A 15,801-nucleotide genomic window follows, 5' to 3' on the forward strand; every position below is an offset into this window, starting at 1 on the left:
GCTCCTGAAAACCCTCTGCGTTGGTCAACGACCTAGCCAATCTAGATATGAAATCGAATCTCCCGGGGAGGATTCAATCGGGAGAAGGCCTGATGCTATCATGGCGGTTTGTTATCAACAGGGAGCGACTGATGGATTTAGCGTACAGGATCAGGATGAAATTTGGCACCTCACCTCACGAACCCAACCATATTCAAGTACTTAATATATCGTCAGAAGCCGTGAGATATTCTAGATCCGGAAATGGTCTAGACACGGCTAAATGGGCGGAATTAGTAAAGAAGTATTGCCCTTCTGCCGGTCAGTGGGCTTATAGAGGGCTTGATAATTCCGACATTAGAACCTTACTTGCGTTAGCTATTCAGGTCACAGAGGGGCGCGCGGAATGATAGGTGGAAACTTTAGAGATTTTCTCGAGCAGACAGCAAAAATACGGAGCTGGTTGCCTAGCGCAATGGATCTCGCAAGGATAGAGAGCCATTTACAAGCGCTAAGAGCTTCAAAAAAAGTCATCACATCCACCGATGTTGCATTGATTGTCGCACGGCAATGTCCTAGCACGCAGTTTTTTGTCACCGCTGGTGTTGATAATAAAGATATCACGATGCTGTTAACCATGGCCTTGCAACAAACTAGACGATGAACGTGTTAAGAAGGCGATAGACTTGAACACAAAAGAGCAGGACGTTGTTCTCGCCAAGAATAAGCTCGCGGACCTTAAATCTCGCTACGTTGACGCTCTTACTAAGTATGTACTTACAACTCAAGGTGAGTGGGATGCAGCGGTTGCAACCCCTGCTCTCTTAGAGGTACAACGAAAGGGCGCTAAATACTATAATTATTGCGAGGAATTCGTCGGCAATAGCAGTTTGCTAGGTGCTCATGGTGATGGCTTATGGGCGCAGGGTTTCGCTGAGGACTGTTATGCGATACTGCAAACTATGCCACAGCATTTTACACTTTTGCAGGTAGGCTTCGAGAAGTTGGGCATTGGCGGTGACTATAGGCCATCCAGTACTGAGTACGCGAATATGCAGCGGCTTTGCAAAAAGTACTTGAAGAACCCCCTCATCTGCTCGTTGCGTCAAAGCTTAGTCGAAAGTAGTTTGCCAACCTACGGCCTTGATAATCGAGAGGGATTTACGATGACCCCCGGCGTCCGAATAGGAATTTCTTTCGTTTTTGGTGTGGTGTTTCTAATAGCTATTGTTGCTATTGCAATATTGCTGCCGACTCCAACTGATTTCCAATACATAATTTTTCGACTCGTTGCCGCGCTGTCTGCTGCTGGTGTTGTGGCCGTAATGTCTGGGTTTATTGAGATCAAATTGGGCGGTTGGCTACGAGCTGGTGGTGCACTCGCCGTATTTGCAGCAGTTTTTTGGACGAACCCTGCAGAAAACATGATGACGAAACAATCCAGTGAGCCAGCATCTAAGCAACATGTACCTCCAGGCCCTCCCGTCTCTTATCAACCAAAGCTTGAGTATCACAAGATCAGTAAACATCTAAAGGACTATACACCTGGTACAAATTTTGGTGTGGCTAGTATAGAACTTGAATATGTTGAGGTGTCTGGGTTGAATAATACCTCTCTGGAGAAAAAAATAAACTCACAGATTCAGAATCAGATAGGTATAAATGAAAATTTTGATGGCACCGAAGATCGTATTATGCATATTAAGAGTGCTTCGATCGACGAAGATGTTTTAAGTATTGTTGCAGAAGGTTATTTTTTTGGCCATGGTGCAGCGGCCGCACACAATGAAGTCGTTAGTATGAATATAAATATACGAAACGGCGAGCCTGTTGAGTTTAAAGATCTCTTTCGGTCGGGTTACGCCAGTAAAATAAATTCGATGGCCAGTGCGGAGCTAGCTAAGACGATACCTGACAACTGGTTTGAGACTGTATCTGATAATCAGTGTTATTATTTTGATAGCAGCTACCTGTATTTGTGTTTTTCAGAGTATCAAGCTACCGCCGGAGCAAACGGAATTGTGACTATACGGTTGAGCCTGGATGACTTAAGAGGCCTGGTCAGTTTGAGTGGTCCGTTGGCTTACATTCTATAGAGCAAAGATTGACGGTTTTATCTGCAGAAACGCAGGCTCCCGGCCTTGTTTGCGTTTGAGTAATTTTAATGAAAAAAGAGATAGCGCGCAGGATGAGTAAAAGGTTAGCCGGCTGTCAAAATTTGGATAGACGTTTTTTCTGGTGGCCAATCGGTACGGAAGCGGCCGTATGGGACCATCTTCATCGGTATCAACGCTGCTCCAGATTTGCTCTAATTAAAAAATCGGTAGATGGCTTGTCAGTTTAGGTGAAATATTATGGATTTTGAAAGTGCGCCGCACGCCAATGTGGGCTTCTTTGTTAAGAATAAGATAGTTGTTGATGAAGGGATTTCCAGTGATGTTGTACTTTGGCGATACATGAGTCTTGAGAAATTTATCCATCTTCTTGATACGTGCACATTATTTCTTTCTCCAATTGCCTTTTTTAAAAATAGCGATCCATTAGAAGGCCATCTACCCAGAAAGTTTCATGAGATGATTGAATCTCATTTTCGATCCGCGAGGCAAGATAGCGCTCTTGATAGAGATGGTGTGCCTGAGGAGTTGTCGGGCTGGATGAAAGAGTGGAGTTTGATATCAGATAACAGACTGAGGCTTATGCGAGAAAAGACTCGCGGCCGTCAAAGTATCTGTTGCTGGTATGAAAGTCAATTTGAGTCAGAGGCAATGTGGAAGTTATATGGTGATAACCATTTCGGCATCTGGTGATGTTCCAGAGCCTTGATGATCAGGTCGTGCCCGACGTGGTCGAAGAACGCGCTGATATCCACTTCCAGTACCCAGTTCCTACGACGCACCGAATGGAACATTGACGCAAAGCATCGTGGGCCGATCTTCCGGGCCTGTACCCATACGAGTCAGGATGGAAAATCGGATCGATCACAGCCTCCACATATCTTTTCACTGCGCCTTGGGCTACCCGATCAGAGACCGTTGGAATGCCCATGTTCGCCAGCGCGGCTCGGGCTGAAGTCGTAAACGACCGCCGCCATTTCGGAGAACTGGCTGGTGGCGTAGGCCCAGACATAAACTCGATGAGTTCTCTTCGCGCCAGGCGTCAGCATTTACACCGTGCATCAGCACGGCTTAGCGCAACGTATCAACCAGCGGCTGTAATTGCACGCCGCAGTTGCCCACCCATTGCGCCAAGGTCGAGCGAGCAATAGGCAGTCCGGCGCGGCCGAAGATTTGTAACTGATCCATAAACCCCACCTATCCAAAAACAGGTGGCGCGTTCAGCGCGTGAGATCGGGTGTGAAATCAAATCATTCTGGCGCGGAGACCATTCGTGGCGGTTACTTCATTTTTTGTGGCTTCATATCCACTACCGTCCCCGCCTGCACGTTTTTGATCGGTGACAGTAAGTGCGGCGAAATATTCCAGCGCTGGCTGGTGTCGGTTACCACTGTGACGGTCTTGCGGTTGAACTTCATGACGGTACCGGACAGGCGCTCACCATTGGGTGAATCGAAGCTTACCCGTGCTCCCGGATGGAACTGCATCATCGATTTATGAGCCTCCAACGACTCCAACATCTTCAGCCGTTCGATAATGTGATGATTCAATGTCACTAATTCATCGACGCTCAGATGATCAATATTGATACTCATGATGCCCTCCAATTCCAGGGTAGTAACGCCTCAACATCTTCAACCGATTCAGCCTGCGGTAATCGTTCCAGTACGTGGCGCAGCCACGTATAGGGCTCCTGGCCGTTAGCTTTGGCGGTTTCGACCAAGCTGTAGATCTGCGCACTGGCTGCGGCGCCCTTGGGCGTATCGCTGAATAACCATGCCTTGCGCCCTATGACAAACGGCTTGATTGCTCTTTCGGCGGCATTGTTGTCGATCGGTAAAAAACCGGCCTCCACGTAACGCTCCAGCCGGCTCCAGTTGCTGGCCAGATAACTGAGCGCCTTGCCGAGAGCACTTTGCGATGCGACTTGCGGGTGAGTTTTCTCCAGCCAGCTTTTCAACTGCGCGAGCACCGGCAAGCTCTGTTCCTGGCGACCGGCAAAGCGCTGCTCATCCGTCATTTCTTTCAAATCACGTTCGATACCGTACAACTTGTTGATCATCGTCAGCGCAACATCGGCCCGACCGGTTTTACCCTTGGGCTGCACTTTCTGCGCATCGACAAATTTGCGCCGTACATGGGCCATACAAGCCAAACGCTCGACACCCGGCTGTGCGGCCAAGGCGTTATAGCCGGCGTAATCGTCAGTCATCAAATAACCACGATAGTCGCCGAGCAGCCGCAATGGCACCTCCTGCGCTCGGCTGGTGGTGTAGTCAAAAAGAAGGACTGGTCGCTCCGGTGGGCCGCTGGCTTGTACCCACATCCAGGATTGGCTGGTCGGGTCTCGACCTGGCTCTTTCAGCACCTGCACTCGCGTTTCATCGCAGTGAACAATCGGACTTTCCAGTAACCGATCACGCATCAGATTCAGCAGCGGCTGGAAGTGTTCGCAGCACTGGATCACCCAGCGCGCCAGAGTTTGACGCGGGATATCGACACCGTGGCGAGCGAGGACTTTTTCGAAGCGGTGCAGCGGCAGGCCATCGACGTACTTGGTGGTCAGCAGCATCGCCAGCACGCTGGGGCTGGCCATGCTTTTATCGATCAGTTGCGCGGGTTTGTCGGCAGTGACCGGTGCTGTTTCGCAGCCTCGGCAGCCGTAGACCTTGCGGATATGTTTGATCACCCGGATCTGCATCGGCACGATCTCCAGCTGTTCGCTGGTTTCCTCGCCGATGGCATGTTTGCGGCAGCCGCAAACGCAGGTCAGTTCGTGTTCGGGGAGTTCGTGGATAACTTCGATGCGTGGCAAGTCAGCCGGTAGTGGCTTGCGTTTGCCACGGCGTTTGGTCGGGGCGACAACTTCTTCGTCAGCAGCAACAGGCGCTAGCGTGTCGATACTTTCGGCTTCATTAAACAGCGGCAGTTGTGGTGTCGCCGGATCAGCCGTTTGCTCAGACTTGCGCCCGAACAGGCGCTGACGAAGCAGCGCATTCTCTTCTTCAAGAAAAACGACCTTCGACTGCATCTGAGCAAGTAATTGCTTGAGCGCAGTCAGATCATCGGGAAAGTTGTCGGGCCTGGAAATCATGGCCCGGATTATACCCAATCAAGCAACAAATCGCGGCGTCAAAACCTGATGCGGACGGTTGCGCCAAAGGTCAAAACCGTCAAGCAGCCAGTTCAGTTCCTGGACGCTCAATACGATGGCTTCGTCAGTAACGTCGGGCGAGGTTTTGAAACGCTCGGACTCCAGGCGCTTAAGCCAAAGGCAAAAGCCATTGCGCTCCCAGTAAAGGATTTTCACTCGGTTCCGGGGGCGATTCAGAAAAACAAAAAGTACCGGGTCGAATACCGCCACCTTGATATCCAGTTCGACCAGGGCAGCGAGGCCATCGATGGATTTTCGGAAATCCACGGACTTGGGGTAGAGGTAGACTTTTTCGACTTTGGCGTCGGGTCGCATCATGGCGGACGGCTCCAGAAAAATTCGGGAGCACAGCATCCGCGATCATATGGTGGCTTTGAATGTGGGGTTCATGGCGCGCTTACGGCCCATTTACCACGGATGTGGCGTTCGACCGTGAAGACGCCTGGTGTGTAGTCGAGCTTTTCGCTGGCATCTTCGCCGATACGTTTGAGCGCGCAGCCGCATTGGCAGTGGCTGTTTGATGGATCAGCGTCCGAGGGAACTGCGGGGGCAGCGCAGCTTGCTTGGGTTGCTGGGTACTTTGCCTTCAATGGGCGCCGGTTGCAGCGCTGCAAGCTCAGCTTCGATTGCGGCTATACCCGCTTTTGTTCCAATGAAACTTGAGTCGGTAAGTCAGTCCCGTCAGCAAGAGCATCTCAGCATCGAGATCCCCTTTGGTCAGCAAAAACTCACCGTGAAATGACCACCTTCAGACCCTCATAGATGTGCGCGTTTTATCCGTGAGCTTGCCCGCTGATCCGCATCGACGCCATGTGACTCGCCACAGAACCCATGGATATGCGCGCCGGTACCGAAACCGCGCTGGCCAGAGTGGTTGCAAAGACCTGTGTATTTTTTAGCTCCGCATCTAATTCGATATATTCAATAACAATTTTCGATGGCGCATTTGCTTCATTAACACTCAATCACGCAATTGTTTAAAAACGTCGAGTCCAGGCGAACATGAAATATTATTAATCTTCCACCCATTCCGTTTACGCACCCCGTGTAGTGATATAGCATCAGTCAAACAGGAGTGATACAGGCTTGTTGGTTTATTCGTGTTCTGCATTCAATTTGAAATGTTTAACAGACTAGTTAATTGACTTGCTGGAGATCGGAAATTGGAAACAATGAACGATGCTATTTTGTCTGCTCTGGATAATCCACAGCAAAGCGCAATGCGAAAGATTACTGTTATAGAAGAGAGCGGCGAAGAAAAAAGTATTTCCTATGGGGCGTTGGCGCAGCAAGCGCTGGCGGTTTCTTCGGCGCTGCTCGAACTGGGGGTTGCACGTAACGATCTGATTATTCTGGCTCTGCCGGCATCCATCGATCAATTGCTGCTACTGACAGGATGCGTTTTGATTGGCGCCCTGCCCTGCACAGTAGCGCTGCCCGGAAGACTGATGGCAGACTCGCCGCGCAACCAGATTTATGTTGCATGTCAGTTGTTTGCGCCGCGCCTGCTGATCGCCTCCGCAAGCAATACACCAGGACTGCAGAGTTTGCTTGCTCACATGCCAGTACGTGTGATCTCGACCGCAGAGGTGAGCGTCGCTGCCAGCGCAGGTTTTCCGATCCGCGTGGAACGATGCGACGCGGACAGCGGCCATCATGTGCAACTGACCTCGGGCTCGACCGGCCGGCCCAAGGCCGCCATCCTGAGTCATCGCAATGTCATCGCTAATGTGTGCGGAATCGGCGGTGTCGTTGGCTACAGTGCCGAGCGTGGCGATGCCTCTGCTTCCTGGCTGCCGCTGCATCACGACATGGGCCTGGTGACGTTACTGTCGAACATGTATTGCAAGGCGCCCCTGCTATTGATGCAACCGGCCAGTTTTATTCGCAATCCACTTGGCTGGCTCAAGCGCATGTCCAGCTTTGGCGCAACCACCACTGCGGCACCGACGTTCGCCCTGCAATATTGCATCCGCCGTTACCGCGAAGCGTCGATGAAAGATGTCGACCTCAGCAAGTTGCGCAATATCTTTGTCGGCGCTGAAAGGGTGGATGAAGTCTGCCTGAGAGATTTTGCGCAGACGTTCGCGCCGCACGGTCTTTCACGCTCTGCACTGCAACCCTGTTACGGCATGGCGGAATCGACGCTGGCGGTGACCATGCATGACACGACCTTTGATTATGACGCCCAGGCGCTCTGCTACGTTATTCCTGACCGTATCGACTCGGGTTCACTGATCGACCATTGGCAGGCACGCCGCGCCGACGATGACAGCCAGAGGGTGGAAACCGTGCTGTCGATGGGCCGTCCGATTGCCGGTATGCAGGTCGCCGTGAGGGCCCCGGACGGTTCCGATGCCAAGGACCGCGAAGTTGGCGAAATTTTCATACGCGGTTCTTCGATCATGTCCGGCTATCTGCCCGCCGAAGGCCAGACCGAGCATTACCAGAGCGGCGACTGGTTTGCCACCGGTGATATCGGCTATCAGGTGGATGAACACTTGTTTGTCCTCGGCCGCAAGAAAGAACTCATCATCATCCGTGGCAGTAATTATTTTCCGCACGAAATCGAAGACGTCGCTGCATCACACCCTTTACTGGCCAGAGGTGGCAACGCAATAGCCGCCTTCGGCGTCTACGACGAAACCCAGGGCACCGAAAACCTGGTGATTCTGATCGAGCTCGAAACGAAACAGGCTCAGACCGATCTGCGTACCCAACTTCAAGTCAAGTTGCGCGACAAATTCGGATTTGGTGCCCATGCCATCACCTTCGTGCCATCCGGAAGTTTGCCACGCACCACCAGTGGCAAACTTAAACGCCTGGAGTGCCGGAAAACCTATTTCCAAACAGCGCTGGATGACAAAGATAAAACTGATACAGCACAGCTTATTACCGAAAGTAAAACCGAACTAGTGACAGCGCAAATCTGACGCCTTGCAACTTTAAAATACTGGATCACTCACTATGCAAATATTGACGCAAGGCATTGATACGAGTCCGCCACACCATTCATTGTTGCAACTTTGTGCACAACCGGTTCTGCACCGTTTATCGACATATGGCGAACTTCCTCAGCAGTTGATCCAGATTATTTCGCGCGCCACGGTGCGACTGATGGATTCAGACATGTTGATATCGCAGACGATGCAGAACAATGAGCACGACGAACAATTGAACCGGCCCTCGGTGGCCCTGACGCAGCCGACCCATGAATTGGAACATATTCTGGACCGCATCCAGCAGGATGGTCTGGCGTTGCACTACCGGTCATTCATGCAAAACTTCGCCCATTTGTTTTCGCTGTTCCTGACGCCGGATCAATATGAACGGGCACGCGCCAGCATTGATGGCGGCAGCGCCCTGCGTTTCCTGATGAGTGATGCGGGCGGTCCTACGCTCAATAGCTGGCGCACTATCGCCCATCCGGAAGGCGAAGGCTTCAAGCTGCATATCGACAAGGTATGGGGCATGTATGCCCACCTTGACGGCATGGCCATCGTGGCCGCCCGCACGCCTGGCTCGTTTTTTCCGTCGGCGTTCCTGGTGTGGCCCGAGCACTACAAGACACTCAAGCGCACCCTCTGCGGCGCGCCCTTCCTTGGCGATGTCGTGCAGTTGGCGAACGTTAAGGGCACGGTGCAGGTTTCCCAGGATGATCGCCTGAAAGTTGGCGGCCCTGCGGTGCTCAACAAATACCTGACGACCGTACGGCCTTTCCTGGTGCGCGCACTGATGGCCCATGTTGACTGGCTGGCGAGTCAGGGGCGCATCGAACTGACCCAGGAAGAACGCGCGTCACGCGACTTCATCGCCGCCGCCGCCCGCGCCAAGACGCAATCCGAGCGCTACGAGAGCGAAGACGTGCAGCGAGTGCTGGCACTCAAATTCGCCTCCAATGAACTGCTTCTGCATCTGGTCAGCCGTTCGGCCGTGGCGAGTTTTCTCGACCAGCGTGACCTGCTCGCGTTCACCAAAATGGAAGGCAGCTCTTACCGCTGTTATCACGAATTGCGCGCAAACATGCGCGTGGCCAAGCCTATGTCCGAATCACTCTAACCCCCTCTCACTCAAGGAGAAGCACCTGTGACCACTACGACTGAAACCCTCAACACTCTGGAACTCCTGAAGAAGGAAGCCGCCAAGATCCTCAACATCGAAACCGTCGATACCCATGTCGGCCTGGGCGAACTCGGCATCGACTCGCTCAACGTGGTTGAACTGATCGTGTACTGCGAACAGCTCTACGGATCCATTGACCCTGAGCAACTCAATATCACGCAGTACACCACCCTGGAGCAAATCGACACGCAGTTGCACCAGCAACAAGAAGCTTGATCGCCAGCCACCCTCACAGCAGAGGCTCACCATGTCGAACTCGCAGCCCCTTGCATCACCGCCCTCGCTTTGCGCCGTACCGGCTTTCAGGGTTCATACGGTAGCTTACCGGCGCACAGAAACACCTTTTGTGTCGCCCCAGGTGACCTTGGTGGATGCAGCGTTGGCGTTGGGGCAACGGGTAGGCGATGAGGCCTGCCTTTACGCAAGCGACGCAGGCCCTATCGACGATTACGTGGTGAGCTCCACCGTGCTGTCACAGTTTTTGGCTGACGGTTCGCCACATGCGCGCTATTTCCAGGATGCGATAGCCACCCGATACGGTCGCCTTCCCGACTGGGTTACCAACGTCTATGAATGCACTGGATGGGGTTTCATCCTGCGGTATATGCAGAGGAAGGCGCAGTTCAACGGTCGTCGCAGGTTGTTACTGCAGATTGTCGATGCTGATATCCACAACTTTACTTACTGGTTAGGCAACAATCGCTGGGGTAAATCCGGTTTTGGCATCTGCACGTTAATCATTGACGTGATTCCAGATGCCACAAACATGCTGGTCATCGGCACTTCAAGCCAGGCTAATGCGCTGCTGCAATTGGGGCGAAACCTGCGCAGATTCACCGAAAGCCGGCCTGGTTTAGGCATCGCGGTACCTTTCTTCCCAGAGATGTCGCGCCGCGCCCTGTTCAAGTGCTTCGACACTTCTTCCGTGCACGCCGACCATTACCCGCGATTCGGTCATTCCTTCGGCAGCGACCCTTGGCTTTCGCTGCTGGGCCAGCTCGGCGCGGGTTCCGCACAAACCGGTAGCGACTGCGTTGTCTCTTCGCTGGCGATGAACGGCTATTTTTCGATTGCTCAGATAACGCTCGCGCCCGACCTGCACTATGCATTGGAAGGTGAAACATGAAGCGCACGCAAACCTGCTCCCTGCTGCTGCGGCGCAATCCAGAGCATAACTTGGCTATCCCTTGTTCGGCTCGCAACCTGCCACTGCTCGAAACCCAAGACTATGCACGCAGAAGTGTGTATGCCCACGACAATCCCATACCTGTGCTGGTCAACAACCAGCAGTACTACGCCCTGCTGTCTACGCTGGCCCGGCACATATGGGATAGCTGCGGTGAACAAACACTTCTCCTGGCGCAAGCACGAATGCCTTCTATCGACCTTGCGTTGCCAGCAAACCTGCTTGATCCACGCGTGACGATGGGCGCCCATTTATGGAATGAAGCCTTGTTTTGGGCACACCAGATACAGACGCCGGTGGTCTGGATCAGCGCCGAACGTATTCGGCGCGACCTGTGGGACGGTGGCGATAACCTCCTGCAAATCGCCGCCTGGAATACGGCAGAAACGCCAGCCATCACCGACTGGTTCTTACCCGACCTGGACTACTTCGCGGCGCAGGTGCACCCATCACCTGTTCATGAGCAGTTCACAACATCTCAATCGAAATGCACGGAAGTACAGGGGTGACCATGCAAACAGAGCACGCACAGATACAGATATTGGATGATAGCCAGCCGATCAAGTGGAATTTCTCGGTCGAGGCTTACATGTCGCAGACCTACGATTTCAGCGATGACAACTTGAATGCGCTGTATCAGAAAACCAAGGCCAACCAGTGGGATGTCAATACCGACATCGACTGGAGTTACGAGCTCAATCCAGACAATCCACTGGGCATGCCAGACGGCACGCTGCTGATCTACGGCACCGATATCTGGAACAAAATGGATGAAAAAAACCGTGCCGAAATTCGCCATCATTCACAAGGCTGGACCCTGTCGCAGGTACTGCACGGTGAACAGGCAGCGCTGATTTGCGCGGCGAAACTGGCGGTGGCAGAAGAAAGCCTTTCGGCCCGCCTCTGCGCCGCCGGACAAATCATCGATGAAGCCCGGCATATCGAAGCATTCGGCCGCCTGGTGAACAACAAGCTGCCGATCAGCTACCCCATGAGCAAGGCGCTCAAAGGCCTGCTGGAAGACACCATTACCAGCAGCAAGCTCGACATGACCAACCTCGGGATGCAAGTGCTCGTCGAGGGCATTGCGCTGTCACTGTTTCAAAGCATGGTCGCCTACACCAAGGACCCCTTTATCAAAGACCTGATGACCCGCATCCAGCGCGATGAAGCGCGCCACTTTGCCATTGGCCGCATCACGCTGGGCCGGGTGTACAAGGAAATGACCGCAACTGAACGCAAGGAGCGCGAAGAGTTTGTGATTGAAGGCGCTTACACCTTGTATGAACACCTGTGCGCCGACGATATCTGGGAACCGATGGGCTTATCCAAAAAAGAGTGCAGCCACCTGGTCAGAAACTCGGAAGTCGCCAACTCCATGCGCCGTTCCATCTTCCGGCGGCTGGTGCCAACCATCCGCGAAATGGGTTTGCTGACGCCCCGTGTGAGCGATGCCTTTGAGAAGCTCAAAGTGCTGGACTACGCCGCCATGCCGATGCCGGTCTGACAGGAATCCAGCCATGACGCCCCCAACGACCGCTGCAAAAACCCGCCCCTTCCCCTACTCGATCGGTATTGACGCCGCCGCTTACGAATTACCCGGCGAACGCCAGGATATCCATGACTGGGGTCAGCAACACAGGTTGCCAGCCGAACGCATTGAGGTGATCCGCAAAGCGGGTTGCCGTTATTTCCATGTGGCCCCTGACATCGACGAGGTCGAGCTGGCAAAGCGCGCCGTCGCTCGCCTGCAAGATGAGCAAGGTTTCAAGGGCAGTGACATCGGCGCGTTGATCCATGTGCATACCGGGCTGTTCAGCGTACCGCCGGCGCCACGCAGTCTGCCGATGGAAGTGGCGACAGCCTTCGGCATAAAGCCGATCTGGGCCGGCTCCATCGCACAGCTCAATTGCTCGTCGATCAGCGTCGCCATTCAGATGGCCAAGGCCTTGATGAATGTGCATGCCCAATTGCACTCGGTGCTGATCGTCACGTCCGACCGGGTGTTTATCGAACGTTACCGCGTGCTGCAGGCGAGCATATTGAGTGATGGCGCGGCGTGCCTGCTGGTCACCCGTAACAGCCGGCGTAACCGGGTCGGTGCAACGGTCGTGCGCAACTATGGCAGCTGGTATCTGGGCTCCGTGACCAACAACGGGGTGAAAAAGGAAATGTTCAATCTGGAGTGGCACTACACCCGCAAAGTCATGCAGGAAGCCGTGGCCGACTGTGGCATGACGCTCAGCGATTTTTCCTGCATTTTGCCCTACAACTCCAACCACTCGGGGTGGAACGCCTTCTGTAATGCGATGGCGATTCCATCCACGACGCTGTATTCCGACAACATCCTGCTCAAAGGTCATTCCTTCGGCTCGGATCTGGCGATCAACCTCGCCGATATCGGCTTGAGCAAGGTCGATGACGGGGCGCACCTGATGAACATTACGGAATCGGACAACGGTTCTTTTTCGGCATTGACCCTTCATCCGGTGAATTGAAATGACAATGACCGACGTCTCCATGCCCGTTTGGTGCGACGAATCAGCGACCGACCGATGGCTGCTGGATCTGAAAACGCCCTGCTATGTACTGGACCCGACTGTGGTATTGGCGCGTTTCGCTGATTTGCGCGCGCGTTTGGGTACACCTTTGATTGTGTCGCTCAAGGCCAATCCAAATCTGGATCTGTTGATCCGTTGCGGCCACGCATTCACCGACGGTGTTGAGCTGGCCAGCCTGGGCGAACTCGATATTGTGGCGGGTCGCATCAACGCGCCCAAATACGTGAACAATCCGTCAATGGATGAAGCGTTCATGCGCGCTGCCCTGGCCTCGCGCTGCACCTTCATTATCGACAGCCTGGAGCAGGCACAGCGACTGATTCAGGTGATCGGCAAACACCCCGCGCCGCACACGGTATTGCGCTTGAATGCGGGTCTGCTGGTCGCCTCAGGCAAACACCCGGCGGACCATTTCGGCATGAGTCAACACGACGCCCTGCTGACGGCCGGTGCATTGTCGCAGGCAAACGTGCCGGTCATCGGCCTGCATACGTTTGCGGGCTCCAACAGTTTTCACAGCGATGACAAGGGTGCCGCCGACCTTGCCCATGCGCTCGCCGCCTTCGCGCCGCAAATAGCTCGGCTCACCGGTAAGCCGGTTGAGTTTCTTAACGTCGGTGGCGGTTTCGCCGACCATTACCATAGCCAGCCCGGCACGTTTGACGCTTATCGCCAGCGTATCGCACCGTTGCAAAAATCATTCAAGGTCGTCCACGAATCCGGGCGCGGAATCTATGCGGGCGCAGGCACCTTCGTCACCCGCGTGCGCTCAGTAAAGGCGTTGGGTGAGCGCTACGTTGCCGTCTGCGACGGCGGCCTGAGCCACAACTTCCTGTTGGCTAAAACTGAATCCATGTTGAAGAAATACGCTGAGCCGCGCTTGCTGCGGCGTCAACCGGTGCCGGTTGACGCCACGCAATTGCCGATCCAGTTCGTGGGCAGCACCTGCAGCCGCGCCGACGTGATCGGCTGGAGCCATTGCTTGTCGGCCCCACCGAGCGTGGGCGACCTGGTGATCTTCGACAACTGCGGCGCCTACAACCAGACGTACAGCGTCAGCGGTTTTCTCTCGCACAGTCCGGCTCACACCTATGTCCACCAGTCCTAGGGACGTCACCATGACCGCCCACATCAGTTTGTACGACGTTTTGCAAGACAGCGCCCAACACCATGGCGACCGTCGTGCGTTTGCCCAAGGCGCAAGGATGGCGACGTATTCCCAGCTGCTGCAAGACGTGCGCCTGACGGCCGAGAGGCTGGCAGACAGCGGCGTGCAAGCGGGTGAACGCGTCGCGGTGTATGCCGCCAAGCAGTACGAAACCGTGGTCATGCTCCTGGCGATCAATGCCCATGGGGCGATCCTGGTGCCCATCAATCCCCAGCTCAAGGAGCAACAGGTACGCCATATCCTGCTGGACAGCGGCACCCGCTTGCTCGTCAGTACGGGCCCACGCCTCAGACGTATCGAGGCCGCGCTAAAGGACATCTACCTCGCTACCTGGCAACTGGAAAAAATGCAGTTCGCTGACCTGAACACGCCGGCCAACACGGCGCTTGTGAACGCAGTCACAGACAGCGATCCTGCCGCAATCCTGTACACCTCCGGCTCAACGGGACGACCCAAAGGCGTGGTGCTGTCGCAACGCAACCTGGTGTCTGGCGCCTACAGCGTCGCTCACTATCTGCGCTTGCGGGCCGATGACGTCATCCTGGGCATATTGCCGCTGAGCTTCGATGCCGGGCTCAGTCAGCTGACCACCGCGCTGGCAAGCGGCGCTTGCTACGCCCCGCTGGATTTCCTGCAAGCGGCTGAAGTCCCGGCGTTCTGCGAAGCCCATGGCGTCACCGCGATTACCGGCGTGCCGCCACTGTGGATGCAACTGGCGTCAGTGCAGTGGCCGGGGCCTACCGGCGCACGCATTCGGTGTTTTGCCAATACCGGCGGGCACATGCCGACGCCTTTGCTGGAAAAACTCAGAAGTGCATTTCCTGACGCGCTGCCCTACCTGATGTACGGCTTGACCGAGGCTTTCCGCTCGACCTACCTGCCACCGGACGCTGTCGTCACGCGCCCCGACTCCATCGGCAAGGCGGTGCCTAACGCCGATATCCGCGTGATGCGCCAGGACGGCAGCGAATGTGCCGTTGGCGAGCACGGCGAATTGGTGCACCGCGGCGCGTTCGTCACGCTCGGGTACTGGAATGACCCGGAACTGACCGCGCAACGCTTTCGTCCCTGGGCACGTCCAGGCCAGCAGATTTCGCGCGACGAAACGGCGGTCTGGTCGGGCGATATCGTCTACCGCGACAGGGACGATTATCTGTATTTCGTGGCGCGCAGCGACGACATGATCAAGACCTCCGGCTATCGCGTCAGCCCCACCGAAGTCGAAGAAATCCTGTTTGCCGCGGACGAAGTCACTGAAGCCGCTGCGTTTGGCGTGCCGCATCCGCAACAGGGCGAAGCCATCATCATCAGCGTATTTACCCAACCGCAGAAACAGGCCAGCGCTGAAGCACTGATCAAGCTGTGCAGGGAAAAACTGCCGACCTACATGGTGCCGCTGCACGTGTCCTTCCATGACTCGCCCTTGCCGCGCAATCCGAACGGCAAGATCGACCGAAAGCAGTTGAAGCAGCAGTTTTCCGAGTTTTTCTCAACTTCACTTACCGTCACGGAATAAC

General features: G+C 54.6%; 14 protein-coding genes and 2 pseudogenes. 11 read left to right on the forward strand and 5 right to left on the reverse strand.

Annotated elements, in window-relative coordinates; translation table 11 throughout:
• Positions 1 to 665 precede the first annotated feature (665 nt).
• A complete protein-coding gene (locus ACYZT2_RS18475; RefSeq protein WP_461966246.1) occupies positions 666 to 2,075 on the forward strand; it encodes a DUF3298 domain-containing protein in 1,410 nt (469 codons plus the stop codon).
• 258 nt (positions 2,076 to 2,333) lie between these two features.
• Complete coding sequence (locus ACYZT2_RS18480; protein ID WP_461966248.1) at positions 2,334 to 2,786, forward strand: hypothetical protein; 453 nt, start codon at positions 2,334 to 2,336, stop codon at positions 2,784 to 2,786.
• Positions 2,787 to 3,013: 227 nt separating this feature from the next.
• Here the strand turns inward: ACYZT2_RS18480 and ACYZT2_RS18485 are convergent.
• The 5 genes and pseudogenes from ACYZT2_RS18485 to ACYZT2_RS18505 all read right to left on the reverse strand — a co-directional run.
• Positions 3,014 to 3,275 (reverse strand): annotated as a pseudogene (locus ACYZT2_RS18485) (IS66 family transposase); the annotation flags it as partial.
• Between the two features lie 98 nt (positions 3,276 to 3,373).
• The gene (locus tag ACYZT2_RS18490) at positions 3,374 to 3,688 is read right to left on the reverse strand and encodes a peptidylprolyl isomerase (RefSeq protein WP_448091603.1); all 315 of its coding nucleotides are present in this window, start codon (positions 3,686 to 3,688) and stop codon (positions 3,374 to 3,376) included.
• The gene (tnpC, locus tag ACYZT2_RS18495; RefSeq protein WP_461964919.1) at positions 3,685 to 5,187 is read right to left on the reverse strand and encodes an IS66 family transposase; all 1,503 of its coding nucleotides are present in this window, start codon (positions 5,185 to 5,187) and stop codon (positions 3,685 to 3,687) included. The genes ACYZT2_RS18490 and tnpC overlap by 4 nt, the downstream gene beginning before the upstream one ends.
• An 18-nt stretch (positions 5,188 to 5,205) precedes the next feature.
• Complete coding sequence (gene tnpB, locus ACYZT2_RS18500; protein ID WP_461964917.1) at positions 5,206 to 5,565, reverse strand: IS66 family insertion sequence element accessory protein TnpB; 360 nt, start codon at positions 5,563 to 5,565, stop codon at positions 5,206 to 5,208.
• Between the two features lie 83 nt (positions 5,566 to 5,648).
• Positions 5,649 to 5,883, reverse strand: a pseudogene (locus tag ACYZT2_RS18505) (IS66 family transposase zinc-finger binding domain-containing protein); the annotation flags it as partial.
• A gap of 536 nt (positions 5,884 to 6,419) precedes the next feature.
• Here ACYZT2_RS18505 and ACYZT2_RS18510 point away from each other — a divergent pair.
• The 9 genes from ACYZT2_RS18510 (at position 6,420) to ACYZT2_RS18550 (ending at position 15,800) form a co-directional block, all read left to right on the forward strand.
• Positions 6,420 to 8,180 carry an AMP-binding protein gene (locus ACYZT2_RS18510; protein WP_461966251.1) on the forward strand — a complete coding sequence of 587 codons (1,761 nt, stop codon included), beginning with the start codon at positions 6,420 to 6,422 and terminating at the stop codon, positions 8,178 to 8,180.
• 196 nt (positions 8,181 to 8,376) lie between these two features.
• On the forward strand, positions 8,377 to 9,306 hold the full coding sequence (locus tag ACYZT2_RS18515) for a hypothetical protein (protein WP_461966253.1): 930 nt from the start codon (positions 8,377 to 8,379) through the stop codon (positions 9,304 to 9,306).
• A gap of 27 nt (positions 9,307 to 9,333) precedes the next feature.
• Positions 9,334 to 9,585 (forward strand): acyl carrier protein, encoded by a 252-nt coding sequence (locus ACYZT2_RS18520; protein ID WP_461966255.1) that lies wholly within the window; start codon positions 9,334 to 9,336, stop codon positions 9,583 to 9,585.
• A gap of 151 nt (positions 9,586 to 9,736) precedes the next feature.
• Positions 9,737 to 10,495, forward strand: a complete 759-nt coding sequence (locus ACYZT2_RS18525) for a hypothetical protein (protein ID WP_461966257.1) — start codon at positions 9,737 to 9,739, stop codon at positions 10,493 to 10,495.
• Positions 10,492 to 11,064 carry a hypothetical protein gene (locus tag ACYZT2_RS18530; RefSeq protein WP_461966259.1) on the forward strand — a complete coding sequence of 191 codons (573 nt, stop codon included), beginning with the start codon at positions 10,492 to 10,494 and terminating at the stop codon, positions 11,062 to 11,064. The genes ACYZT2_RS18525 and ACYZT2_RS18530 overlap by 4 nt, the downstream gene beginning before the upstream one ends.
• A 2-nt stretch (positions 11,065 to 11,066) precedes the next feature.
• The gene (locus tag ACYZT2_RS18535) at positions 11,067 to 12,062 is read left to right on the forward strand and encodes a ferritin-like domain-containing protein (protein ID WP_461966261.1); all 996 of its coding nucleotides are present in this window, start codon (positions 11,067 to 11,069) and stop codon (positions 12,060 to 12,062) included.
• A 13-nt stretch (positions 12,063 to 12,075) separates the two neighbouring features.
• The gene (locus ACYZT2_RS18540; protein WP_461966263.1) at positions 12,076 to 13,053 is read left to right on the forward strand and encodes a beta-ketoacyl-[acyl-carrier-protein] synthase family protein; all 978 of its coding nucleotides are present in this window, start codon (positions 12,076 to 12,078) and stop codon (positions 13,051 to 13,053) included.
• Between the two features lie 7 nt (positions 13,054 to 13,060).
• The gene (locus ACYZT2_RS18545; RefSeq protein ID WP_461966265.1) at positions 13,061 to 14,224 is read left to right on the forward strand and encodes a type III PLP-dependent enzyme domain-containing protein; all 1,164 of its coding nucleotides are present in this window, start codon (positions 13,061 to 13,063) and stop codon (positions 14,222 to 14,224) included.
• Between the two features lie 10 nt (positions 14,225 to 14,234).
• Complete coding sequence (locus ACYZT2_RS18550) at positions 14,235 to 15,800, forward strand: acyl-CoA ligase (AMP-forming), exosortase A system-associated (protein ID WP_461966267.1); 1,566 nt, start codon at positions 14,235 to 14,237, stop codon at positions 15,798 to 15,800.
• Position 15,801 lies beyond the last annotated feature (1 nt).

Source organism: Pseudomonas sp. MDT1-85, assembly GCF_054898065.1.

Excerpts from the sequence above, each read along its gene's own strand:
- ACYZT2_RS18515 (WP_461966253.1), top strand. The coding sequence starts at position 8,377 with ATGTTGATATCGCAGACGATGCAGAACAATGAGCACGACGAACAATTG.
- ACYZT2_RS18510 (WP_461966251.1), top strand. The coding sequence starts at position 6,420 with ATGAACGATGCTATTTTGTCTGCTCTGGATAATCCACAGCAAAGCGCA.
- ACYZT2_RS18530 (WP_461966259.1), top strand. The coding sequence starts at position 10,492 with ATGAAGCGCACGCAAACCTGCTCCCTGCTGCTGCGGCGCAATCCAGAG.
- ACYZT2_RS18545 (WP_461966265.1), top strand. The coding sequence starts at position 13,061 with ATGACCGACGTCTCCATGCCCGTTTGGTGCGACGAATCAGCGACCGAC.
- tnpC (WP_461964919.1), bottom strand. The coding sequence starts at position 5,187 with ATGATTTCCAGGCCCGACAACTTTCCCGATGATCTGACTGCGCTCAAG.
- ACYZT2_RS18490 (WP_448091603.1), bottom strand. The coding sequence starts at position 3,688 with ATGAGTATCAATATTGATCATCTGAGCGTCGATGAATTAGTGACATTG.
- ACYZT2_RS18540 (WP_461966263.1), top strand. The coding sequence starts at position 12,076 with ATGACGCCCCCAACGACCGCTGCAAAAACCCGCCCCTTCCCCTACTCG.
- ACYZT2_RS18550 (WP_461966267.1), top strand. The coding sequence starts at position 14,235 with ATGACCGCCCACATCAGTTTGTACGACGTTTTGCAAGACAGCGCCCAA.
- ACYZT2_RS18480 (WP_461966248.1), top strand. The coding sequence starts at position 2,334 with ATGGATTTTGAAAGTGCGCCGCACGCCAATGTGGGCTTCTTTGTTAAG.
- tnpB (WP_461964917.1), bottom strand. The coding sequence starts at position 5,565 with ATGATGCGACCCGACGCCAAAGTCGAAAAAGTCTACCTCTACCCCAAG.
- ACYZT2_RS18535 (WP_461966261.1), top strand. The coding sequence starts at position 11,067 with ATGCAAACAGAGCACGCACAGATACAGATATTGGATGATAGCCAGCCG.